Origin of the sequence: Enterococcus sp. DIV0294 (genome assembly GCF_050558155.1) — a bacterium.
GTDB lineage: Bacteria > Bacillota > Bacilli > Lactobacillales > Enterococcaceae > Enterococcus > Enterococcus faecalis.
The window spans coordinates 1,398,496-1,422,078 of sequence record NZ_CP187889.1; the positions used below are offsets into that span (position 1 = coordinate 1,398,496).

Genomic DNA, 23,583 nt, shown 5'->3' on the forward strand with positions numbered 1-23,583 from the left:
TCCTAAGAAAGGTGATAAAACACAGAGGTAAAGGAGTGACACGATGAGTCGTGTAGATCGTTATAAACATATTCATGAAAAATCGAGACCAGCAGAGCATAAAAAGACCTTTAATCCCCGAAAATCAATGGGTGAACATAGAGAAGAAGAACCAGAAGAACTAGCTGAAAGCCTTCAAGAGCCAGTTTACGAAGACAGCTATACTGAGGACAGTCGCAGAAGTGAGAGGCGACATCAAACAGATTCAGGTGGTGGCAACGGTTCTGACCAACCACCCCGCGGAAAAAAAGACAAGAAACCAAAAAAGAAACGTAAAAAATCAAAAACAAAACGCTTTTTCAAATGGCTAGTGATCCTATTGATTCTGTTATTTGCTTATAGTACAGTCATGTTTTTAAAAGGAAAATCTGCAGCAGAACATGATGACTCGTTGCCTCAAGAAAAAGTAGAAACATTTAATGGTGTCAAAAGTAGCAACGGGGCTAAGAATATTTTAATTCTTGGCAGCGATACACGTGGGGAAGATGCTGGACGAGCCGACACAATAATGGTTCTCCAACTAAATGGACCATCAAAAAAACCGAAATTAATTTCATTTATGCGTGATACATTCGTGGACATTCCTGGTGTCGGGCCGAATAAAATTAATGCCGCATACGCTTATGGCGGTGCTGAATTGGTTCGTGAAACGTTAAAACAAAACTTTAATTTAGATACGAAATATTATGCTAAGGTAGATTTCCAATCATTTGAAAAAATTGTTGACTCTATGTTTCCAAAAGGTGTCAAAATCGATGCAGAAAAATCACTGAATTTAGATGGCGTTGATATTGAAAAAGGGCAACAGGTCATGGATGGACATGTCTTACTTCAATACGCTCGCTTTAGGATGGATGAAGAAGGCGACTTTGGTCGGGTTCGTCGCCAACAACAAGTTATGTCAGCTGTAATGAGCCAAATGAAAAACCCAATGACTTTATTAAGAACCCCAGAATCACTTGGGAAATTAGTCGGCTATATGTCGACAGATGTGCCTGTTAGTTTCATGTTAACGAACGGACCATCATTGTTGATTAAAGGAAAAGCAGGGGTTGAGTCATTATCGGTTCCGGTACCAGATTCTTGGAATTTTGGTGAATCCTCTTATGCAGGCAGTATTTTAGAAGTAGATGAACACAAAAATGCTGACGCCATCGAAAAATTCCTGAACGAATAAGGAAAGCATTTTAAAATATCCTTTTTTATGCTATATTAGAAACAACGTGGAAAATTAGTGAAACGAGGTTACAAAATGAAAATTGCTATTGTGACAGATAGTACAGCTTATTTACCCGAGCGCATTAAAGATCATCCGAATCTTTTTGTAATTCCCATCCCAGTCATTTTAGATGGAAAAATATACAACGAAGGCATTGACATTGAAGCAGATGAATATTATGCATTGCTAAATAATAGTAAAGAATTTCCGACGACTTCACAACCTGCTTTAGGAGAAGTGTTAGAGCTTTACAAATCAATCGCTGAACAAGGGTACGACACCATCATCAGCATTCATCTTTCTTCAGGAATCTCTGGTTTTGTTCATACGTTGCACGGACTTACTGATGAAATCCCAGGCGTTGCTTTGTATCCATATGACTCAAAAATTACAAGTATGCCAATGGGACACATGGTAGAAGCTGCTTTAGATTTAACAGAAGAAAAAGCCAGCTTAGAAGAAATTTTTGCCAAATTAGATTTAATTCGTGATAATACGTATGCATATCTAATTGTAGAAGATCTGAACAACTTAGTTCGTGGCGGTCGCTTAACGAATGGCGCAGCCTTGATCGCTGGGCTATTGAAGATTAAACCTATCTTGACTTTTGAAGATGGAAAAATTGTATTATTTGAAAAAATCCGTTCAACAAAGAAAGCTTTTGCTCGTGCAGAAAAGATTATTGGTGAACGAAACGCAGGGATTGAAGCACCAGTTAAACTGTATGTGATTCATGCCAATAACCGCATCGTTGCTGAAAAAGAACAAGCAAAATTACAAAAGCTATACCCAAATGCAGAAATTGAAATCGGTCATTTTGGTCCAGTTATCGGGACCCACCTAGGGGAAAAAGCAATTGGTTTAGCGATTTCAGCTCAATAATAAAAGATGAGACAAAAGTAAACTACTTCTGTCTCATCTTTTATTCTATTATTTTGTCGTTTGCTGCTGTTACTCAGCCGAATACTTTTTGTTTATAAGAAAATGTAAAATTACTCCTTTTTATTAGAAAATATCTTGCAAATTAAGCAATTCCTTACAAAGTAATGTATACTAAGGAAGAGGAGGCGGTTAAATGAAAAGAAATATAGCCTTGTTGCAAAGCGAAAAAATGAAAAAAGTTCAAGCTTTAGCAAACTACTACCAAGAATCAATTGACTTACCGCCTGGAAAAAACCGTGAGGCGGTTATCAAAAAGATTAATGAATCAAAAAAAGAAATTAAAGAAATAAATGATATATTAACAGATATTCAAAAGAAAAAGAAATAAAGGAGTCGTTTGTGATTATCGATGGATTTACGTTATTGCTATTTTTATTTGTCGTCGTTATGTATGGTTACTTTTACTTCGTACGTAAAAGTATTATAATTCCGGCTGCAAAACATCCTACAACAAAATATTTAGTTGCTTTTTTTAGTTTAATGATTCTGGCCAATGCATTTTCGGCAGGAGATAAAATTGAAATGATTCGAAGTGTGTTATATATTTTGATTATCTTCAGTTTTCTTTACGATGCAAGAGGTTTTGCGGAGGACTGTATTATTACGCATCCTTTTGACAATCGGGGCACGGCCTTTAAAGATATCGAAAAGATTGTCCTTGTTCAAAAGTCGAACGGTATTCGTTTAGGGTATTTAAAAAAAGGCAGAAGAGGGGTGGTTTTACGCTTTTCTGCGCCACTAGAAGAAATGGTTCTTTTTCTTTCAACACGGATGAATGAAGAGGCAGAAATTGATATTATTGTTAATGAAGATTAACCATGTTCAGCTCCTAGAAATCAGCTTTTCCCGCGTTAAGTTTTGTCTGAATTTCTTTTAAAAAAAAGAAAGCAATTTTGCTTGTACTTTTGGTAAAATTTGTTATAATTAGTCAGATTAAATTTTGGAAGGAAGTTGTTTCGGTGAGTGAAGAATTTGAAAAGTGTGTCGCTGACTTGAAAAAGAAATATCAAGCAATCCCTGAAGAAAAACGACAACACTTTGCAGAACGTATGCAAAAGAAAAATTTCTTACGCTACAAAAAAATTGAATTAATTAAAGGAGAACTTCTTCGTTTAGAAGCACGACGCGCTCAATTGGAACTTTGCGAACGCAGTTCTGAGTTAGAAGAAGTTGAAAAGAAAATTATTCTTAAAAAGAAAAAATTACTTAAATGTTTTGATCGGTAAGTCATTAAAAATTTAATATAGAAGGGAATGATAGGATGGAATTTACCTTTCTAATCATTGTTTTTGCACTGTCTATTACCTTCTCAAACATATTCAACCGGATTGTTCCCGTCATTCCGCTGCCAATTGTGCAAATTATTGTAGGCGTTCTAATTGGTTTAACTAAAATGGGGCAGGAAATTGAATTTGAGCCTGAAGTGTTTTTAGTAATGATTATTGCACCGCTTTTATTTAGAGAAGGGGAGCTAATCAATCTGAAAGCAATGATGAAAAATTTCGGGATGATTCTTTTCTTGGCCTTTTTTGGTGTGTTAATTACCTTAGTCGGAGTCGGCTGGACCCTGCATATGATTTTGCCTACTTTACCATTAGCCGCTTGCTTCGCTTTTGGAGCGGCTCTAGGGCCAACGGATGCGGTGGCGGTAGGTTCGTTATCAGGTCGAATTGACATTCCTGAACGTTCGATGAACATTTTATCTGGTGAAGGACTCATTAATGATGCATCAGGCGTTACAGCCTTTCAATTTGCATTAGCGGCTTTATTAACGGGGTCATTTTCGCCGGTGGAAGCGGCAGGGACCTTGGTTATTTCCAGTATTGGTGGAGCGGTAGTCGGAATCGTGTTAGTTCTATTAAAACAGCAAATTGTTCATTTACTTGAAACTGCAGTGGCAAAAGATGTTACAGGCTACTTGTTGATTGAATTACTCTTGCCATTTATTGCTTATTTAATTTCAGAGTTGATTGGCGTTTCTGGAATTATTGCCGCTGTGATTGCTGGAATTATGCAAGCGTCTAGTTTGAAAAAAGTTTCGCTTTTTGAAGCAGAACTGTCAAATGTTGGCGAAAGTATTTGGAGTATGATTGAGTTCACCTTAAATGCCTTAGTTTTCTTATTCTTAGGAATTGAACTTTCTCAAGTGTTTTCGCCAATTTGGATTGACCAACAATATTCAAACTGGTTCCTACTAATGGTTGTTCTAATTATTAGCGCCGTTGTCTTTTTGATTCGTTTCTTAGCCATTTTCAGTGTTTACACGCTTCAACATGGACTTAAGAAAGTTAAAAACGCAATGAATGAAATGCTGATTTTAACTTTTGGCGGTGTTAAAGGAACAGTGAGTTTAGCCACCATCTTTATTTTGCCAACAGCGATTAACGGCGAGCATTTTAAAGAACGACCGTTATTACTATTCATTACGGCTTGTGTTATTTTGGTGACTCTGATTGGTGGGATTCTAGTTTTACCATTTTTAACTGATTCAGAGACGGAAGTGGAAAATGAAGAGTCAGTCGAAATTGATTTATTACGTGATGTCATTGATGTCTTAAAACAGCAAAATGAAGAGAATCCTCGTGGTGAAATGAATGCGGTCATTGAAAATTATCAAGATCGTTTAAAAGAATTGTATACCGAGCAGCTAAGTGCAGAACGAAAACAAGAAGTGCAAGAGTTGCGGACGTTAATTGTGTCCATTGAACGAGACGGCTTAGAAGAAAGTCTGAAACAAGGAGAAATTAGTGTCAGAAGTTATCGTATGTATCAACGCTTGATTACACGGATGCAACGGTCGATTGCCAAACAATTATTATCGATTGTAGGCTTTTGGTTATTATTTGCTCGACAAATCATTTCGATTCTTTTACATCCTAAGCTATTTTTCAATCGTGGTGAAGCTTCTGAAGAAGAAAAAGAATTACGAAATGAAGAACTAGAAAATATTCGCCAAGTTTTTCTAAGAAATTCTCAAGTTATTCTGAAGAGTTTAGATAATTTGCGTGGTGTCTATGATGATGATTTAATTGATTTCTTCATTGAGGGACGCTTGGATTTAGCCCATAAGTTTGAAAAAGGCGAATTTATTGATTCATATATTGTTCATACGGAGACAGACTATGTCAAAGACCTATTATTAGGCTTCCAAGAAGAACGACGGATGATTGATCATTACGAACAATCTGAACGCATTTCAATTATCGAAGCGAACGAGTTACGAAAAAATGTCAATTTATTAGAGAGTTATTCGATTAGCGGCGAAGTGAATAATGTTCCGCTGAAACGATTTGTTAAAAATTTTAATAAAGAATAAGTAATAGTGCATGAGAAGAGTTGATATCTCCTTCAAAATTTAAAAATCCTATAACTAAATTTTAAGTACAGACTAAAAACCACCGTAAAATTTTTTATTTTAAAGAATTTTTACGGTGGTTTTTTCTTTATAATAATTATACATTTAATTAAAAATAATAACAAAATCCATTGATAGATATAATTTTTAATAAAATAAATATTTTAATGATTATTCGCAACGTTTGTTTATATTTCTTGATATATGCCTAAAACGTTATTTAATAACAATTTTTAATATTTCGTTAAAAAAACCTTTATTTATGTGGTGTTTGTGTGTACAATTTAATTATTGTAATAATAAATATACGATTAAAAAGGAGTGGTGAAAATGGTAGGGACAGTTGCGGTAACTCCAGAACAACTTAAGAGTCAAGCTAAAGTTTACGCACAAGCCTCGAATCAAATTAACAATGCAATTCGCAAAGTTAATTCAATGAATCAACAAATTTCGCAACAATGGAAAGGCGAAGCATTTCAAGCGTACTTGGAACAATATAATCAATTAGAGGGTAACGTGAAAAAAATGGAAGAATTACTTATTAGCATCAATCAACAATTGAACAAATACGCTGATACTGTCGCACAACGAGATCAACAGGATGCACATTCATTTGGTTTTTAAATAATTATAGTTGTTGGAGGGGAAAATGAATAATCATTTAAAGAAAAAAGCTTATCGAAACACACCAGCTTTTGTGATGTTAGCATGGGGTTCGTTTCTGTTCTTTGTGGTATTAATTTTGGTGGGACTTTATACATTAAAGGAGCCTTTAATGGTAAAGGGATATTATTTAATGGGATCGGTAGGGTTAATTTCTTCTTCATTCACTTTATCTAAAGTCATTAGAGATAATCAAGAAGATGAAGAAAGATATAATCAGATGTTTCGAGCACATGAAGAATCAGAAGAGTAAGAAATTTCTTCTGATTTTTAATGAATTGAGAGGGCATTCTTTTGAATGCTCTTTTTATATAATAATTAAAGGAGGAAGCTGATGGTAAAAATCGCATCCAATCAAGGCACTGCCCAAAAGGCAATTGCCGGGATCAAGAATGTATCTGTGAGTAAAAATCAAACATGTCATTTAGGAGAAAGCAATATTTCAAGTATGAAAAAAGGGGTTAAAGTCAGTAATCAACTGCTCAATAAATTAGCAAAAGTAGTCAATGGTGTCAACGCACAAGCTAATAAATTCCCCAAATTAGCGGCAACGATGGCGGCTAGAGATAGCCAAACAACGTTTAAATAAGGAAAAACGATGGAAAAGGATACGAATGAAAAATTAAGAAGGAACTATGCGGAACAGATTGTCGAAAAAGAACGAGCGATGGATCAATTGTCGAAGGAAAAGAAGCAAATCCAAACCATTTTTGGTACACTAGAGTATGAACTAACTAGAAATTTTCGCGAACTTGAGCAACTCAATGCAGAAGTGATTCATAAAGGCGGTAAGTTTACGCGTTGGGAGCAAGAGGAGCTCTCTGGAAAACAACGCTATTTAAAGGGCTTTTGACAACAACAGACACATGAATTAAGTCAAAGATACACAAAAGCAACCGCACAATCGAATGAAGAACGACTACAGCTCCAAAGAGAAAGGAGTCGGTTGTCATGGGATTAATCTACTCCAGTAGCGATTCTTCAGCAATGATGCGTGCGCTGTCCAGCAACCTAGCAGTTGCCCGAACAACCACCAGTGAGCTAACAGCTGGTTGTCAGCAACTAATCGCAGCCATCGACGGTCATACATTGTCTGGCGCTGCTTATAATGCGGGAAAAGGGCTATTTTCAGAATTAGTGATTCCGACGATTCATCGAATGACTGCCGCCGTTGATAACGTCCAAAGTAATTTGGTCAAATACAACGCTGCGGATTCATTTATTGCCAGTGAGGGCTTTTTAGATGAAGACAAACTCAAATTAAAAATAAAAATCATGAAAGCCAATCAACAATTATTGCACGATTCTGCTAGAGCAGTCGCCACATTAGCCCATAGTCAGCCAATTCCAGGAATTTATGAACTCTTACAAAATGCCCAACGGACCTTTATTAAGATGGCAGAAAGCATGCAACAGGACATTGATAAGCTCCACAAGCAAATACAAAAGCTCAATGAGTTTGATCGACAAACCAAAAACCTATTCGCCACTAGCTTAGAAGAAATGCAGTTGGCGATGCAAGGGATCTTAGTCCTGAATGAAACAACGGTCAAAAGCAACGGCCTCTACACCTTACCAAGTGGTGTTGATAAAAGTTACTTTACGGAAATTAAAAAAGATACTAAAAATGAAGTGACTGACAAACAATTATTAGAAGGCTGTACGATTATTCGTGTTCATGATAGATCACGCGGCTTTGAGTATTACATGTTAGAAAAGGACGGCTATTCCTACCGAATAGACGAGAAAAAACTATCAGGAAACTTGGCTTCTCTAGTAAAAAAATATGACTTAGATGTAGTAGAATTGACGCCAAAGGAACTGACTACCCGAGTCAATAATCAGCAGAAAAAAGGCTATAATTACTTTGAAAAGGATGACAGAGTTTTGGGATTAGGTCTCCTGTCAAAAGGTCAAGGAGTCATGGATGAAATCCAAGAGTCAGGTGTGTGGGATTCCCTGTGGATGTTAGGCTTAAGTACCGCAGCAATCCGAAGTACCCAGACATTCTCTAACGAAACTGGTGGCACGAGTAATGGCTTAAAAGGAAGTAAGAATGGACGGGCTTATACGCTTGATAGGAATAAGAGTGCTGAGGCTAAATTTTCTGGAGAAGATATCTTTAACTATACAAACAAAGTGATCGAGCACATGGCTAATCCTGATAGAGCAGTTCCAGCTCAAACATTGAAAGAAGTAATCAATGGTGGTATCTCAATGTCTGACCCCAGAGGTTCTAGTGCGACAATGTATTATAGTAAAATTTATATTAATGACAAGAAGTATAATTTTGAAGTGCTTTATGATAAACCAACAAACACTGTTTATCACTTTAAATATGACAGAAGACCATTGGGCCCATTACCAGCAGTATCAAAACAATAATACTGGAGGAAACTATAATGACAAAAAAAGAGCAACTATATTATTTATTAAATGGTTTGAATCTTGGAGAAATAGAAATTAACCATTTTACAAATCAGTTTATGAAAATTTTTGATTTAGAAATAGATTATGATGAATTGTCGAATAAAGAATATACAGTTCTAGGAAATATTTCTGATATGTCAGCTAGATTTTCTGATAATACAGAAGATTTGAAATTACCTAATGTGTACTATAGCGAAAAACAAATTAGAGATGAAGTATTCTATGCTTTAAAAGAATTAATGTAAATCATATAAAAAAAGACGATTTACTGATTGATAATTAAATAATAAGGCCTTGATAGTAAGGATATAGGTTCATCAATCCAGTTGTCAATAGCTAACAAAATATATCTATCAGAAAAAACAGAGTGATTGTGGTCAATTTAAACCGCAATCACTCTGTTTAAAATAAATATAGAACCTGGATTTAAAAATTATTAATACACGATAACAAAACTTACATAATACCAATCTACAAGTCGCAACCTTCAAGACATTGACAAACTCCACAAGCAAATACAAAAGCTCAATGAGTTTGATCGACAAACTAAAAACCTGTTCGCCACTAGCTTAGAGGAAATGCAGTTGGCGATGCAAGGCATCTTAGTCCTGAATGAAACAACTGTCAAAAGCAACGGTCTCTACACCTTGCCAAGTGGTGTGGATAAAAGTTACTTCACGGAAATTAAAAAGAAGCTTCTACGGTTCTTGAAACAGCCAAACCAAAAATAGAGCTAATCAAGAAAACCGACAGTCTAGAAGAAATCAGCAGAAAAACCATTGCTTGTGCAAATATAGGCATTAATCCTTATACAGGAAAGAAAATTAGTCAAAGAGAAGCCAATAAATTCAAGTATACTGCATGGTCTGGAACGCTTACGGAGATTGGAAATGTCGTTTTAGGCTCATATTATGGAAATAAAGCCGCTTCACGACTGGACGGACTTGATAATGTAGGGAATGTGAAAAAAGGGAGAAGTTCCGCTAACGACGCCTTAACTAGCAATAAAAACAGAAAAAATTATGTATTAGATAGAAATAAAAGCACAGGAACTGTGACTTATAAGAAAGTCAATGGGTCTACAAATACAGTCTGGGATGATATTAAAGGTACACAACCTCCAAGAGAAGGAACTACTATTCCTAAATCGTTCGAAATGAGTGTTAATGGGGAAAATTGTGGGTAAATCCAAACGGAACCAAGCACATGGTAGAATATTCAACTCGAAATTTATCTCATGGACAAAAACTTACCGAACAACAATTATTAAGGAGTTTTCAAGGTGCTGTAGAACAAGCTACCTCTACAGGGATAAAATTTAATGCTAAAATAATAATAGATAATTGGGAATTAATATTTAGTCCGGCTAGAGAAGCAGGACAATTACCAGTTATTAAACATGCTGTATATCTGCCTTAACTATGGAAGGAGCAAATTATGAAAATTAAAAGTTATGAAGATAAACTAGTCAAAGATGATATGGAAGTTGACTATTATGTCCCAATCACGGTATCATTTTCAGAAAATGATGATAAGTATAGTTTAGGAGAATTTTATTATTATAGATTCGTTAACGAACACGAATCCTTCGTTGAGCTTAAAATCAATTCTGTTACACAGAAAATTGTAGAAGTAGTATTAACAGCCATCAATGATATTGAGGAGTCTAATTTATTTATTGATGAGTATACAGAAAAAAATCCAGTAATTCAAACAGATATTTTTAATGGAAATTCGATTATAACTAAAGAATCTGGTTTTAAAATATCTAGGGAATATAAAAGGTTGTATTTTAAGCTAGATAAAGAAAAGATAGATTCTGTTGTAAAAATGTCTAACCATGTATCTTTATTTCTAAATGAAGACAGTGAGATTGTTGGTCTGGAATTTTCTAGCTTTTCAGATAATGAATGGGCAGAACTCAGTGAAAGTATACAATCTACTACTTGATTTTATTTTAAATAGAGACGATTTATAGGTGGTGCGAAATAATGGTATATTCCCAATCTAAACAATTTAGTACAAATCAAGTAAAGTTAAAAAATGAAGGCAAGGAGTTGTTAAATGAATTAGATAAAAGATGTAATATATCTGATGATGTTCAAAAAACACAATTAAAACTAATCTATTCAGAAATTAGTTCTATGGTTAGTTCTGTTGAAAATCCACAATCTATAAAAAAAATTATAGCTTCTTATCCTCAATTGATAGTAGATACTTGGGATTTCTCAGACGAATTAGGAATTAGATTATTACATTTCAAAGATTCATATAACAAATTTATGAAAAAAGTGTTTAATGGTAATTAATTAGTAAATAACATTAGAAAAAAGTAGAGTGATTGCAGTTAATTCAAACTACAATCACTCTGTTTAAAATTAAAAATCATGAACATAGGATAACAAAGTGTACATAATATCTATCTACAAGTCGTAATATGCAAGGCATCTTAGTCCTGAATGAAACAACTGTAACTTTTGGGATGGACTGTTCTCCTATGAAATCTTATCTGAAAAGAGCATTTCAGAAATGATTAAAAAACATGCAGGAAATGGAAAAGAACATTATGGACTTGGAATTTGGTTGGTAAATCCAACAAAAAATCATACGCATATTTATATTGAAGGTTGTGATCCCGGTGTTTCCTGTATTTCACTGTTCAATCCTTTGGGAAAAGATATATACACAGTTTTTAGTAATTATGAAGACAATGTTTGGGAGCTTGCTCGAGGCTATTTATCAAGAAAATAAAGAACATACAGAACCTTGGACAAAGCGGGTTTGAATTTTTGTCCAAAGTTAAGGTTCGCTACATATGAAATTCTCTCTTGACGAAGATTATTCTGAACATCTATAATTTATTTTTTTGGTAGCCGCATACGCTGATTTTTGATACAATAAGCAAGACCAAAATAGAAGGAGTTGGTAGTGTCGGTGAAAGAATTAAAAGTAACAGATTTAACCAAAACATATGGGGAAAAAACACTATTTGATCATCTTTCTTTTTTGATTCATGAAAAAGATCGCATTGGTTTAATTGGGATTAACGGCACAGGGAAAACCAGTTTATTAAATATTATTGCTGGCGTAGATAGCGGTGATGGTGATCTTGCTGCAATTCAGCAGCCAAGTGATTATCAAATTGGGTACCTTTCCCAGAATCAAACATTTGACGAGAATATTACGATTGCAGAAGCCGTGTTTCAGGGAGACAGCCCGATCATAAAAGCGGTCAAAAATTATGAATTAGCGTTAGCTGCTTTAAGTGAGAATGGTTTAGACGAAGGGGTTCAAAGACGTTACACGCAAGCAGAAGAAGCCATGAATAAACAAGATGCTTGGACAGCAGATACCAATGCAAAAATTATTTTACAAAAATTAGGTATTCCCACATTGGAAAAGAAAATAGGTGAGCTTTCTGGTGGGCAGTTAAAACGAGTAAGCTTGGCGCAAGTCTTAATTGAAGCGCCTGATTTACTGTTATTGGATGAACCAACGAACCATCTGGATTATGAAACGATTGAATGGCTGGAAAACTTTTTAAATAACTATCGTGGCGCGGTTTTAATGGTGACCCATGACCGCTACTTTTTAGATCGAGTAACCAATCGGATTTTCGAACTTTCTTTTGGAAAACTGTATGAATACAAAGGAAACTATGAAACGTATGTAATGGAAAAAGCCGAACGTGAACGTGTCGCTGTAGAACAAGAAGAAAAAAGAAAACGCCTCTTCAAACAAGAACTTGCGTGGATGCGAGCAGGCGTTCAAGCACGAGGAACGAAACAGCAAGCAAGAATTGATCGGTTTCAGGATTTAAAAGAAAACTTGCATCAGGTACAAACCAATGGCACCTTAGAAGCAGACTTTGCCACGCAGCGTTTAGGGAAAAAAGTTCTGGAAATCAAGGAAGGAAATTATGCCATTGATCATAAACAGCTTTTGAAAGACTTTAATTTACTCATTCAAGCAAACGATCGAATTGGCATTACTGGTAAAAATGGTGCAGGAAAATCCACGTTATTAAATATTTTAGCTGGACGCATTCCTTTAGAGAGTGGCCTATATAGTATCGGTGAAACCGTCCGAATTGGCTATTATACCCAGCAAAACGAAGAAATGGACCCTAATCAACGGATGATTGCTTATTTGCAAGAAGCAGCAGAAGAAGTGAAACGAAGTGATGGAAGCAGCGTTGGGGTCGCTGAAATGTTAGAGCGCTTTTTATTTCCTCGTTTTATGCATGGCACACTGATTGGCAAACTGTCTGGTGGAGAAAAACGCCGGTTATATCTCTTAAAATTATTAATTAGTCAGCCTAACGTGTTATTATTGGATGAGCCAACCAACGATTTGGACATTGATACGTTGACCATTTTAGAAGATTATATCCAAACGTTTAAAGGAGCGGTAATTGCGGTTTCTCATGACCGTTATTTCTTGGATAAAACAATGGATAAATTGTTAGTTTTTCAAGGAAATGCTCAGATCCTATCATTTTATGGCACAATGAGTGAATATTTGGCGAACCAAAAAGAACAAGAAAAGGTCAAAGAAAAACCGCTCAATAAACCAGTAAAAGAAGCATCGACAGAAAAGAAAGAAAAAACAAAGCTGACTTATATGGAACAAAAAGAGTGGGCAACAATTGAAGAAGACATCACACAATTAGAAACGAAATTAGAAACATTAACTGAAGAAATGAATCATCAGGGTGATGATTTTGTTCGTTTACAAGAATTGCAAGAAGCAGTAACAGCAACGGAACAATTGTTAGAAGAAAAAATGAATCGTTGGGAATACTTGAGTGAATACGCGGATTAAGAGACGGAGGGAATAAGATGGAAGAAGCATACTTAGCGCTAGGAAAAAAGATTTTAGAAGAAGGTCATTTTAAAGAAGACCGTACAGGAACTGGTACGTATAGTTTATTTGGCTATCAAATGCGTTTTGATTTGGCCAAAGGATTTCCCTTACTAACAACCAAACGAGTACCGTTTGGCTTGATTAAAAGTGAGTTATTGTGGTTTTTAAAAGGCGACACGAATATTCGTTATTTGTTAGAGCGAAATAATCATATTTGGGATGAATGGGCGTTTGAACGCTATGTAAAAAGCGCAGATTATCAAGGACCAGACATGACGGATTTTGGGCATCGTGTCTTACAAGATCCAGCATTTGCAGAACAATACAAAGAAGAACATCAAAAATTCTGTGACGCCATTTTAAACGATGAAGAGTTTGCAGAAAAATATGGTGAATTAGGGAATATTTATGGTGCGCAATGGCGTCACTGGGAAACCAAAGATGGTAGCTTTATTGATCAATTAGCTAATGTGATTGAAATGATTAAAACCAATCCTGATTCTCGCCGTTTAATTGTTTCTGCTTGGAATCCAGAAGATGTGCCTTCAATGGCGTTGCCACCTTGTCACACTATGTTTCAATTTTATGTAAATAAAGGAAAATTAAGCTGTCAACTTTATCAGCGCAGTGCCGATGTTTTTTTAGGTGTTCCTTTTAACATTGCAAGCTATGCTTTATTGACACATCTGATTGCACATGAAACAGGTTTAGAAGTGGGGGAGTTTGTACACACGCTAGGAGATGCCCACTTATATCAAAATCATGTGGAGCAAATGCAAGAACAATTATCACGAGAAGTTCGTTCTTTCCCAACGCTCGTTTTGAATCCAGACAAGGCTTCTGTTTTTGATTTTGATATGGAAGATATTAAAGTAGAAGGCTATGACCCACATCCAACGATTAAAGCGCCGATTGCCGTATAAAAAAGGAGAGAGAAGCTATGTTAGCAGCCATTTGGGCCCAAGATGAACAAGGAGTTATTGGTAAAGAAGGCAAATTGCCTTGGCATTTACCCAACGACTTGAAATTTTTCAAGGAAAAAACAATTCATAATACATTGGTCTTAGGACGTGCAACTTTCGAAGGCATGGGATGTCGTCCGTTACCAAATCGAACAACGATTGTTCTTACCAGTAATCCGGATTACCAAGCTGAAGGCGTTTTGGTTATGCATTCCGTAGAGGAGATTCTTGCGTATGCTGACAACTATGAAGGTGTGACCGTTATTGGTGGAGGTTCTGTCGTTTTTAAAGAACTGATTCCCGCATGCGATGTCTTATATCGGACGATGATTCATGAAACGTTTGAAGGCGACACTTTCTTTCCAGAAATCGACTGGTCTGTTTGGGAAAAAGTTGCCACTGTTCCCGGCGTCGTGGACGAGAAAAATCTCTATGCACATGACTATGAAACGTATCATCGAAACGATAAATAATAAAATGAAGGGAGGCATGAGCAATGCCGACATTGAAAGAAAAAATTATTCAAGAGAGTCAACGTTTAGGGATCGATAAAATCGGCTTTACTCATGCTGAACCATTTATTGAATTAGAAGATTCTCTGCATGAACAACGAGAGCGAGGATATAACTCGGGGTTTGAACATCAAAATGTGGAAGAACGAATTTACCCAGAAAAAACGTTTGAGCATCCTAAAAGTATTATCTCCATTGCTTTAGCTTATCCCACCAAAGCTCAGGAAAAAATGCCTAGAGATGAAAAGCGTGGACAATTTGCGCGAGCCTCTTGGGGAATTGATTATCATCACATTTTGCAGGATCGGTTGCAAAAATTAATTGCTTTTATTGAAGAGCAAGCTGCCACTGAAGCAGAAAAAGAACACTGGCGCTTTCGGCCGCAAGTAGATACTGGCGAATATGTTGACACCGCTGTTGCTCAGCGGGCGGGTTTAGGATTCATTGGTAAAAATGGTCTACTGATTACCGAAGAATTTGGTTCCTTTGTATATTTAGGTGAGGTGACCACCAACATTCAATTTGAACCAGATGAACCTGTTCCAAATGGTTGCGGTGATTGTACTCGTTGTATCACAGGGTGTCCTACAGGGGCTTTGTTAGGGGACGGTCGAATGAATGCTCAAAAATGTTTGTCTTATCAAACGCAAACAAAAGGCATGATGCCTGAAGAGTATCGAAAAAAAATGCGTAACGTCATTTATGGTTGCGACATTTGTCAGTTGGTTTGCCCTTATAATAAAGGAAAAGATTTTCATTTTCATGAAGAGATGGAACCAAAGATTGAGGAAGTTTATCCCAAATTGGCACCGTTATTAACTATTTCCAATAAAGAGTTTAAACAGCAATTCGGACACTTAGCAGGCTCTTGGCGTGGTAAAAAACCATTGCAACGGAATGCTTTAATTGCGTTAGCGAATTTGGGCGGCCGTGAAGCTATCCCACAAATTATTCTCTGTTTAAATGATCAGCGTCCTGTCATTCGCGGAACAGCTGCTTGGTCGTTAGGTCAGCTCGCAAAAAGAGAACCCGAGCAAAGTTTAGAAGCTTTAAATTATCTACTTTCTGTAGAAACTGAAGCAGAGGTTATCGAGGAAGCTCAAAAGGCTATTCACTTGTTAACAAGCAAAAAAGGAAGCCGCTCAACGGAGTGACTTCCTTTTTTTATTAAATATGATTGCGATATAAACCAACAACTTTACCTAAAATTGTAACGTTATCTAAAAGAATAGGCGCTAATGCATCATTTTCAGGCTGCAAGCGGATATGATCTACTTCTCGGAAGAATCGTTTACAGGTTGCTTCATCTTCATCGGTCATTGCGATTACGATGTCGCCATTATTGGCATTCGATTGCTTACGAACAATCACTTGGTCGCCATCTAGAATACCTGCGTTAATCATACTTTCTCCTCGAATCGTCAACATAAATAAAGCATTTTCTTCTGTACGTAAATCAGGAGGTAACGGGAAGAAATCTGATGCTTCTTCCACCGCTAAAATTGGTTCACCAGCAGTTACGACACCTAACATCGGAATAGTTGTCGGTTGAATCCCGATCTTTTCCAAGCCTTCTGGTGTTAATTCGATTGCTCGCGGTTTTGTTGGGTCACGTAAGATTAGACCCTTTTTTTCAAGACGAGCTAAATGTCCGTGAACGGTAGAAGTTGAGGATAAATCAACAGCCTTCCCAATTTCGCGAACGGTTGGCGGATAACCCTTTAATTCGACTTGTTCGTATATATATTTAAGTACTTCTAATTGTCTTGTTTCTGTACGTTTCGCCAAAACCCGCACCTTCTTTCAATTGATAAAATTAGTGTACCATAAAATGCGAACGAAATCAAACAAGCGTTCGTGTTTTATAAATATCAGAATATAGTTGTTTTTTTAAGGCAGTTCTTATAATATAGACAGTGAGAGTAAGGAGGGATTTTGATGTTATCGAAAGAAAAAATTGCCCGTATAAATGAATTAGCGAATAAAGCAAAAGTGGAAGAACTTAGTGCGAAAGAAAAAGTCGAACAACAAGAATTACGTAAAGAGTACTTAGAAGCATTTCGTGGAGGGATGCGTCACCATATCGAAGGAATGAAGGTCGTGGATCAAGAAGGGACCGATGTGACTCCTGAAAAACTAAAACAAATTCAACGTGAAAAAGGACTTCACAACAGAAAGTAATTGCTTTCATTGTCGAAATAAGCTACACTATGAATAAAGGTAAAAAAAACCTAAATTAGGAGATGATTTTTTTGTTTGACAAGACAGATCAATTGGGCGTTAATACAATCCGGACATTAAGTATTGAAGCCGTACAAAAAGCGAACTCAGGACATCCTGGTTTACCAATGGGTGCTGCCCCAATGGCGTATGCACTTTGGACAAAACATTTAAAGGTGAACCCAACAACTTCTAGAAACTGGGTTGATCGTGATCGTTTTGTACTTTCAGCAGGCCACGGCTCTGCAATGTTGTACAGCTTATTACATCTATCAGGATACAACGTAACAATTGACGATTTGAAAAATTTCCGTCAATGGGATAGTAAAACACCAGGGCATCCAGAAGTGCACCACACAGATGGTGTTGAAGCAACAACGGGACCTCTAGGACAAGGGATTGCTATGGCTGTTGGTATGGCAATGGCTGAAGCGCATTTAGCTGCAACTTATAATCGTGATAGTTTCCCTATTATGGATCATTATACGTACGCAATTTGTGGTGACGGCGATTTAATGGAAGGTGTTTCCCAAGAAGCAAGTTCAATGGCTGGTCATATGAAATTAGGTAAATTAATTGTCTTGTACGATTCAAATGACATCTCATTAGATGGACCAACTTCTAAAGCCTTTACTGAAAATGTTGGGGCTCGTTATGAAGCATACGGATGGCAACATATTTTAGTTAAAGATGGCAATGATTTAGATGAAATAGAGGCTGCGATTGAAGCGGCTAAAGCTGAAACAGATAAACCAACATTGATTGAAGTTAAAACAGTCATTGGTTACGGAGCACCAAAAGAAGGAACTTCTTCCGTTCACGGCGCGCCAATTGGTGAAGAGGGCATTACAGCGGCTAAAGCTGTTTATGGTTGGGAATATCCTGACTTTACTGTGCCAGAGGAAGTCGCTGCTCGTTTTAAAGAAACGATGATTGACGAAGGCCAAAAAGCTGAAGAGGCTTGGAATGAGATGTTTAAGAACTATGAACATGCGCATCCAGAATTAGCCAAACAATTTAAAGAAGCTTTTGCCAACCAATTACCTGAAGGTTGGGAACAAGAATTACCTAAATATGAACTAGGAACAAGTGCCGCAAGTCGTGTAACAAGTAAAGAAACGATTCAAGCTATTTCAAAAGTTGTTCCAAGTTTCTGGGGAGGTTCAGCTGATTTATCAGCCTCAAATAATACAATGGTTGCTGCAGAAAAAGATTTCGAACCTGGTCAATACGAAGGCCGTAATATTTGGTTTGGTGTTCGCGAATTTGCAATGGCTGCAGCAATGAACGGGATTCAATTACACGGTGGTAGCCATGTTTATGGCGGGACATTCTTCGTCTTTACTGACTACTTACGTCCAGCAATCCGTTTAGCCGCTTTACAAAAAGTTCCTGTAACTTACGTCTTAACGCATGACTCTGTTGCGGTGGGTGAAGATGGGCCAACACACGAACCAATTGAGCAATTAGCAAGTGTTCGTTGCATTCCAAATGTTCATGTGATTCGTCCAGCAGACGGCAATGAAACTGTTGCTGCTTGGAAAATTGCTATGACTTCTACGGAAACACCAACTATTTTAGTTCTAAGTCGTCAAAACTTACCTGTTTTAGAAGGAACGTTAGAACACGCTTCTGATTCTGTTCAAAAAGGTGCTTATGTATTGTCACCACAAAAAGGTGAACAACCAGCAGGGATTTTAATTGCGACTGGTTCTGAAGTAAATCTAGCAGTGGAAGCACAAGCTAAATTAGCGGAAGAAGGCATCGATGTATCTGTCGTGTCAATGCCAAGTTTTGATTTATTTGAAAAACAATCTGCTGAATATAAAGAAAGTGTGTTACCTAAAGCTGTGACAAAACGTGTGGCGATTGAAGCTGCAGCAAGCTTTGGTTGGGAACGCTATGTAGGAACAGAAGGCAAAACAATCACAATTGATCACTTCGGCGCTTCTGCACCTGGCGGTCTAGTTCTTGAAAAATTCGGCTTTACTCCTGAAAATGTGGTTAATACCTATAAATCACTATAAATAAACATTAAAAAACCTGAATGCTTGTGATAGCATTCAGGTTTTTTTGCTTCATTTCTTTTTGGGAGCAAAGAGCATAAAGTGAAAAAATAATGCGAACAATTGGAACCCAATACCAGTTAAAGTAACACCAGACCAACCATAGTTTTGCCACATTAATGTACCAATCAATGAACCCAGTGAACCGCCGATGAAATAGAAAAACATAAAGACGGTATTGTTACGATTGCTGGCTTCTTCTCCCAAATTTTGGACGCGTGTTTGATTGGCTACTTGCCCAAATTGAGTACCGATATCTAAAACAATAATTGCTAAGATTAGTAAGACCACATGTGTTCCACCTAGAAAAAGTAAGATAAAACTACCGAACTGCATCAACAGGCCAATCAAAACAATCTTCCGTTCTGGATAATAATCGGATAGACGACCAATGATGGGTGCTACGAAAGCTCCCGATAAACCAAAAATTGCTAGAATACCGACTTCTTTAGGTCCCCAATAATAAGCTGGACTACTAACAAAGAAAATTAATGTAGACCAAAAGATTGAAAAGGTTGCAAACATAAAAAAGCCATTGACAGTTGCTTCTCTTAATAAAGGTTGTGATTTGATTAGTTTAGGAAGACTTTTCAAAGAACCTAAATAAGTTAATCGATTTGAACTTTGAGTATGTATCACTGTTTTGGGCAATTTTAATTGAAGTAGAACGACCAATGCTAACACGAATATTACGGCGATTAAGTAGACTGTTCGCCAAGAAGCTGCACTAGCAATGAAACCCGAGATCGTTCGAGACAATAAAATCCCTGTCAATAGTCCGCCAAGCATTCGACCTGTTACTTTACCACGGTTCGCTGGTCCCGCCATGACCGCAGCATAAGGAATAATAATTTGGGCGACAATAGAGAGCAACCCAATAAAAAAAGAAGAGAGTGCAAACAGGAGAAAACTTGGTGCAAAAAACGCAGCACTTAGAGACAGCGAGGAGAGCGCGGCTACTCGAATGATTAATTTGCGACGATCAACGACATCGCCTAATGGAACAAGAAAAAGTAAGCCTAGCGCATAGCCTAATTGGGTCAGCATAGTAACAAAACCAATAGAACCAATACTGACTTGAAAGTCCTGAGCAATTTGGGTGCCAATTGGTTGAATATAATACATATTGGCGACCACAACCCCGCAAGTTAACGCTAATAAAAACGTCACTTGATTTGTTAAACCCGATTGTTGTTTCTTCATCTAACCACCTACATTTCTATGTAATTCATTTTGTAATACAACAACTACTTGGTAATAGTTGTTTTGACTACAAAAACAGACTTCTCTTATAAAGTTTGTTCAAAAAGTGACAAGTCCATTAAAAAGTTTATCACAATAAATAAAGAAAAGTAAGAGGATAAATAACAAAAATCTCATCAAATTGAAAAGAAGAAGTGGTTGTTTTCACAAGTGTGAAGAGGGTTAATTAAATACAAACAAGATTTCAATTACATTACAGAAATTTTAAAACTCAAAATTTAATACGTTTATTTCTTGTTTCAATAGGAAATTAACGGTAAAATAGAAAAGTGAGACAGTGAGGAGGAAAAATGAATGAGCGAACAGTTAACAAGAAGTAGTAAACATATTCAAAAAGCTCTTAAAAAGCAAAAAGCTTATAAACGTGCTACCGCCGTTGCGGGGACTTCAATGATTTTAGCACCTGTGGTTGGTGCTGCGGTACCTGCCCAAGCAGAATCAAGCCAGCAAGCATTTATTAATGAAATCGGAAATTCAGCAGCAGCCGTTGCCAATAGCAATGATATGTATGCTTCCGTCATGATTGCTCAAGCGTTGCTAGAAAGTAGTTATGGTAGTTCTGGGTTAGCATCTGCACCGAACTATAACTTGTTTGGTGTAAAAGGAAGTTATAATGGACAATCTGTTTATATGCCAACAAAAGAATATTTAGACGGACAATGGGTGACCGTCACAGCAGCATTTAGAAGTTATAATTCTTATGCGGAATCGTTCCAAGATCATGCCAATGTTATTCGTTCCACTGCTTTTGGGGATACATACCATTATTCAGGCGTTTGGAAGAGTAATACTAGCAGTTATCGCGATGCAACAGCCGCTTTAGCTGGAAGTTATGCAACTGATCCAGGCTATGCCGAAAAATTGAATTGGTTAATTGAAGCATATAATTTAACTCAATATGATTGGGGAGCACCAGTCGCTCAAACCACTAGTTATTCAGATACAACGGGAACCGTTGATACAACAATCGATACAGCGGCTTCTGCAACAGCAACAGCAGAAACTGTAGCTAGTCAAAGTTACACTGTCGCAAACGGCGACACATTGTGGGACATTGCTGCACGTTTTGGAACGACAGTTGATAATTTAATGTCACTAAATGGATTAACATTGGATTCTGTTTTATCGGTGGGTCAAACCATCCAAATCGGTTAATTTTGCAATTATTTAGTTGAAGAAAGACCTTACAAAAGCAGTAGTTTTTGTAAGGTCTTTTATCGTGAAAATAGGTAGGGCTAGCAGCAATTATTTGATGAGCCTAATCCGTTTTTTTATTTAATTTTTCACAAACTAAAATTCGTTTTTCTGGTAGAAATCGTTTTTTTGAGCTATGCTTAGAGAAAGAATTATTATATTGTTTGTAAAATTGGAGGATGTAGGATTATGACTAAAGGTTATGTAAAATCAGTAACAGAGTTAATTGGTCAAAGCCCAGTTGTGAAATTAAAACGGATGGTACCAGAAGGAGCTGCAGATGTTTTTGTTAAACTAGAGTTCTTTAATCCTGGTGGCAGTGTGAAAGATCGAATTGCTTTAAGCATGATCCAACAAGCCGAAGCAGATGGTCGCCTAAAACCTGGACAAACGATTATTGAGCCGACTAGTGGTAATACAGGCATTGGGTTAGCAATGGTAGGTGCTGCGTTGGGATATCCAGTTAAGATTGTGATGCCAGATACTATGAGTATTGAACGCCGCAAATTAATGCAAGCATATGGGGCTGATTTATTATTAACCCCTGGTGCCGAAGGAATGAAAGGGGCAATTGCAAAAGCCACAGCATTAGCAGAAGAACACGGATACTTCATGCCTTTGCAATTTAATAATCCAGCTAATCCAATGGTACATGAACAAAAAACAGGAAAAGAAATTGTTGATGTCTTTGGTAAACGTGGCTTAGATGCGTTTGTTTCTGGTGTTGGCACTGGAGGAACCGTTACAGGAGTTGGCCATGAATTGAAACGGATTTTTCCAGATATTGAAATTGTTGCAGTAGAACCAACAGAGTCGCCTGTTTTAGAAGGTGGCGAACCAGGTCCACATAAAATCCAAGGAATAGGCGCTGGTTTTGTCCCAGAAGTTTTAGACACCACCGTTTATCAAAAAGTTGCCGCTGTTTCTAGTGAAGACGCATTAGAAACTGCTCGTTTAATGGGGCCAAAAGAAGGCATCCTTGTGGGGATTTCAGCAGGGGCAGCAATTAAAGCTGCCATTGATTTGGCAGTCGAATTAGGCGCAGGCAAACGTGTCTTAGCGCTGGTTCCGGATAACGGTGAACGTTATCTTTCGACAGCTCTTTACGAATTTCCAGAATAAAAAACACGCCAAAAAACGAGCATTTCTCTTAGTTTAGTAAAATGCTCGTTTTTTCCACGAGAATCCTACAATAATTCTTGTCAATCGTAATAAGAAATAGTATTATTTAAGAAAGATAGACAGGGGAGGGATACAAAGATGGACAACGTATTGGTTAAAAATGCACTTGCTGAATTAAAAGAAGCCAATATCCGAATTACTCCGCAACGTTATGCTATCTTGGAATATTTAATCGAAAATCATACACACCCAACAGCTGATGAAATTTATCGCGCACTAGAAGATCATTTTCCAAATATGAGTGTAGCAACGGTTTACAACAATCTACGTTTATTTACTGAAATCGGTTTCGTTCAAGAAATGAGTTATGGCGATGCATCTAGTCGTTTTGATTTTAGTTCGAAGAAACATTATCACGTGATTTGTCAAAAATGTGGTAAAATCGTTGATTTTCATTATCCAGGGTTAGAGGACGTTGAAATGGCCGCTAGTAAATTAACAGGCTTCGAAATTAATGAACATCGTTTAGAATTATATGGATTATGTCCAGATTGCCAACAAGCACAACAGGAGAATGTGTAAAAAATTACATACTGTTAAAAATTTATCAAAAGATAAGTCACTTGTCTAGGCAAATTTCACAAGCGTAAGAGTTTTCACTCTTATGCTTGTTTTTTTGTGTGGTTATTGACTTTTAAATTCTTAAAAACAAAAAATTAACTAGCTATTA

Annotated in this window: 27 protein-coding genes; 25 read left to right on the plus strand and 2 right to left on the minus strand. The window is 36.9% G+C overall.

What is annotated here, in order from left to right; all coding sequences use genetic code 11:
• The first annotated feature begins 43 nt into the window (after positions 1-43).
• The 20 genes from IGJ20_RS06890 to queG all read left to right on the plus strand — a co-directional run bounded on the left by IGJ20_RS06890 (position 44) and on the right by queG (position 16,142).
• A complete protein-coding gene (locus IGJ20_RS06890; protein ID WP_202522534.1) occupies positions 44-1,216 on the plus strand; it encodes an LCP family protein in 1,173 nt (390 codons plus the stop codon).
• A gap of 75 nt (positions 1,217-1,291) precedes the next feature.
• Positions 1,292-2,140 (plus strand): DegV family protein, encoded by an 849-nt coding sequence (locus tag IGJ20_RS06895; RefSeq protein WP_002382324.1) that lies wholly within the window; start codon positions 1,292-1,294, stop codon positions 2,138-2,140.
• A gap of 193 nt (positions 2,141-2,333) precedes the next feature.
• On the plus strand, positions 2,334-2,528 hold the full coding sequence (locus IGJ20_RS06900; RefSeq protein ID WP_002357574.1) for a hypothetical protein: 195 nt from the start codon (positions 2,334-2,336) through the stop codon (positions 2,526-2,528).
• 11 nt (positions 2,529-2,539) lie between these two features.
• A complete protein-coding gene (locus IGJ20_RS06905; protein ID WP_016616363.1) occupies positions 2,540-3,016 on the plus strand; it encodes a hypothetical protein in 477 nt (158 codons plus the stop codon).
• Positions 3,017-3,093: 77 nt separating this feature from the next.
• Positions 3,094-3,426 carry an ACP phosphodiesterase gene (locus IGJ20_RS06910; RefSeq protein WP_002357572.1) on the plus strand — a complete coding sequence of 111 codons (333 nt, stop codon included), beginning with the start codon at positions 3,094-3,096 and terminating at the stop codon, positions 3,424-3,426.
• 35 nt (positions 3,427-3,461) lie between these two features.
• Entirely contained in the window at positions 3,462-5,516 is a 2,055-nt protein-coding gene (locus IGJ20_RS06915) for a cation:proton antiporter (protein WP_141416629.1), read from the plus strand.
• Positions 5,517-5,885: 369 nt separating this feature from the next.
• Positions 5,886-6,179: a WXG100 family type VII secretion target gene (locus IGJ20_RS06920; RefSeq protein WP_033594709.1), complete on the plus strand. Its 294-nt coding sequence runs from the start codon at positions 5,886-5,888 to the stop codon at positions 6,177-6,179.
• 25 nt (positions 6,180-6,204) lie between these two features.
• Complete coding sequence (locus IGJ20_RS06925; protein ID WP_010828797.1) at positions 6,205-6,471, plus strand: YiaA/YiaB family inner membrane protein; 267 nt, start codon at positions 6,205-6,207, stop codon at positions 6,469-6,471.
• 81 nt (positions 6,472-6,552) lie between these two features.
• A complete protein-coding gene (locus tag IGJ20_RS06930; RefSeq protein ID WP_016617319.1) occupies positions 6,553-6,807 on the plus strand; it encodes a hypothetical protein in 255 nt (84 codons plus the stop codon).
• Positions 6,808-6,816: 9 nt separating this feature from the next.
• A complete protein-coding gene (locus tag IGJ20_RS06935; RefSeq protein WP_231414711.1) occupies positions 6,817-7,071 on the plus strand; it encodes a hypothetical protein in 255 nt (84 codons plus the stop codon).
• Positions 7,072-7,169: 98 nt separating this feature from the next.
• On the plus strand, positions 7,170-8,603 hold the full coding sequence (locus IGJ20_RS06940; RefSeq protein ID WP_430605120.1) for a T7SS effector LXG polymorphic toxin: 1,434 nt from the start codon (positions 7,170-7,172) through the stop codon (positions 8,601-8,603).
• 17 nt (positions 8,604-8,620) lie between these two features.
• Positions 8,621-8,893, plus strand: coding sequence for a hypothetical protein (locus IGJ20_RS06945; RefSeq protein ID WP_016617324.1), 273 nt, complete (start codon positions 8,621-8,623; stop codon positions 8,891-8,893).
• Between the two features lie 961 nt (positions 8,894-9,854).
• Entirely contained in the window at positions 9,855-10,067 is a 213-nt protein-coding gene (locus IGJ20_RS06950) for a hypothetical protein (RefSeq protein ID WP_016617326.1), read from the plus strand.
• Between the two features lie 18 nt (positions 10,068-10,085).
• Positions 10,086-10,598, plus strand: coding sequence for a hypothetical protein (locus tag IGJ20_RS06955; protein WP_016617327.1), 513 nt, complete (start codon positions 10,086-10,088; stop codon positions 10,596-10,598).
• Between the two features lie 41 nt (positions 10,599-10,639).
• The gene (locus IGJ20_RS06960; RefSeq protein WP_202522535.1) at positions 10,640-10,957 is read left to right on the plus strand and encodes a hypothetical protein; all 318 of its coding nucleotides are present in this window, start codon (positions 10,640-10,642) and stop codon (positions 10,955-10,957) included.
• 220 nt (positions 10,958-11,177) lie between these two features.
• The gene (locus IGJ20_RS06965) at positions 11,178-11,399 is read left to right on the plus strand and encodes a hypothetical protein (protein ID WP_016617329.1); all 222 of its coding nucleotides are present in this window, start codon (positions 11,178-11,180) and stop codon (positions 11,397-11,399) included.
• A 183-nt stretch (positions 11,400-11,582) separates the two neighbouring features.
• Positions 11,583-13,472, plus strand: a complete 1,890-nt coding sequence (locus tag IGJ20_RS06970; protein WP_002396340.1) for an ABC-F family ATP-binding cassette domain-containing protein — start codon at positions 11,583-11,585, stop codon at positions 13,470-13,472.
• A 17-nt stretch (positions 13,473-13,489) separates the two neighbouring features.
• Entirely contained in the window at positions 13,490-14,437 is a 948-nt protein-coding gene (locus IGJ20_RS06975; RefSeq protein ID WP_010818383.1) for a thymidylate synthase, read from the plus strand.
• Positions 14,438-14,454: 17 nt separating this feature from the next.
• Positions 14,455-14,949, plus strand: coding sequence for a trimethoprim-sensitive dihydrofolate reductase (gene dfr / locus IGJ20_RS06980; protein WP_002357568.1), 495 nt, complete (start codon positions 14,455-14,457; stop codon positions 14,947-14,949).
• A gap of 23 nt (positions 14,950-14,972) precedes the next feature.
• Positions 14,973-16,142: a tRNA epoxyqueuosine(34) reductase QueG gene (gene queG, locus IGJ20_RS06985; protein WP_010818384.1), complete on the plus strand. Its 1,170-nt coding sequence runs from the start codon at positions 14,973-14,975 to the stop codon at positions 16,140-16,142.
• Positions 16,143-16,155: 13 nt separating this feature from the next.
• On the opposite strand, the gene lexA is transcribed toward queG, so the two are convergent.
• Entirely contained in the window at positions 16,156-16,776 is a 621-nt protein-coding gene (gene lexA / locus IGJ20_RS06990) for a transcriptional repressor LexA (protein ID WP_002357566.1), read from the minus strand.
• A gap of 150 nt (positions 16,777-16,926) precedes the next feature.
• Here lexA and IGJ20_RS06995 point away from each other — a divergent pair, with 150 nt between their 5' ends.
• A complete protein-coding gene (locus IGJ20_RS06995; protein ID WP_002384502.1) occupies positions 16,927-17,169 on the plus strand; it encodes a DUF896 family protein in 243 nt (80 codons plus the stop codon).
• A gap of 71 nt (positions 17,170-17,240) precedes the next feature.
• On the plus strand, positions 17,241-19,235 hold the full coding sequence (gene tkt / locus IGJ20_RS07000) for a transketolase (RefSeq protein WP_002360299.1): 1,995 nt from the start codon (positions 17,241-17,243) through the stop codon (positions 19,233-19,235).
• A 51-nt stretch (positions 19,236-19,286) separates the two neighbouring features.
• Here tkt and IGJ20_RS07005 read toward each other — a convergent pair whose 3' ends face one another.
• Entirely contained in the window at positions 19,287-20,477 is a 1,191-nt protein-coding gene (locus IGJ20_RS07005; protein ID WP_174090291.1) for an MFS transporter, read from the minus strand.
• A gap of 354 nt (positions 20,478-20,831) precedes the next feature.
• On the opposite strand from IGJ20_RS07005, the gene IGJ20_RS07010 reads away from it, so the two are divergent.
• The 3 genes from IGJ20_RS07010 to IGJ20_RS07020 all read left to right on the plus strand — a co-directional run bounded on the left by IGJ20_RS07010 (position 20,832) and on the right by IGJ20_RS07020 (position 23,435).
• Positions 20,832-21,692, plus strand: coding sequence for a glucosaminidase domain-containing protein (locus tag IGJ20_RS07010; RefSeq protein WP_002357562.1), 861 nt, complete (start codon positions 20,832-20,834; stop codon positions 21,690-21,692).
• A 228-nt stretch (positions 21,693-21,920) separates the two neighbouring features.
• On the plus strand, positions 21,921-22,853 hold the full coding sequence (gene cysK, locus IGJ20_RS07015) for a cysteine synthase A (protein WP_002357561.1): 933 nt from the start codon (positions 21,921-21,923) through the stop codon (positions 22,851-22,853).
• Positions 22,854-22,991: 138 nt separating this feature from the next.
• Entirely contained in the window at positions 22,992-23,435 is a 444-nt protein-coding gene (locus tag IGJ20_RS07020) for a Fur family transcriptional regulator (RefSeq protein WP_002357560.1), read from the plus strand.
• Positions 23,436-23,583: the final 148 nt, after the last annotated feature.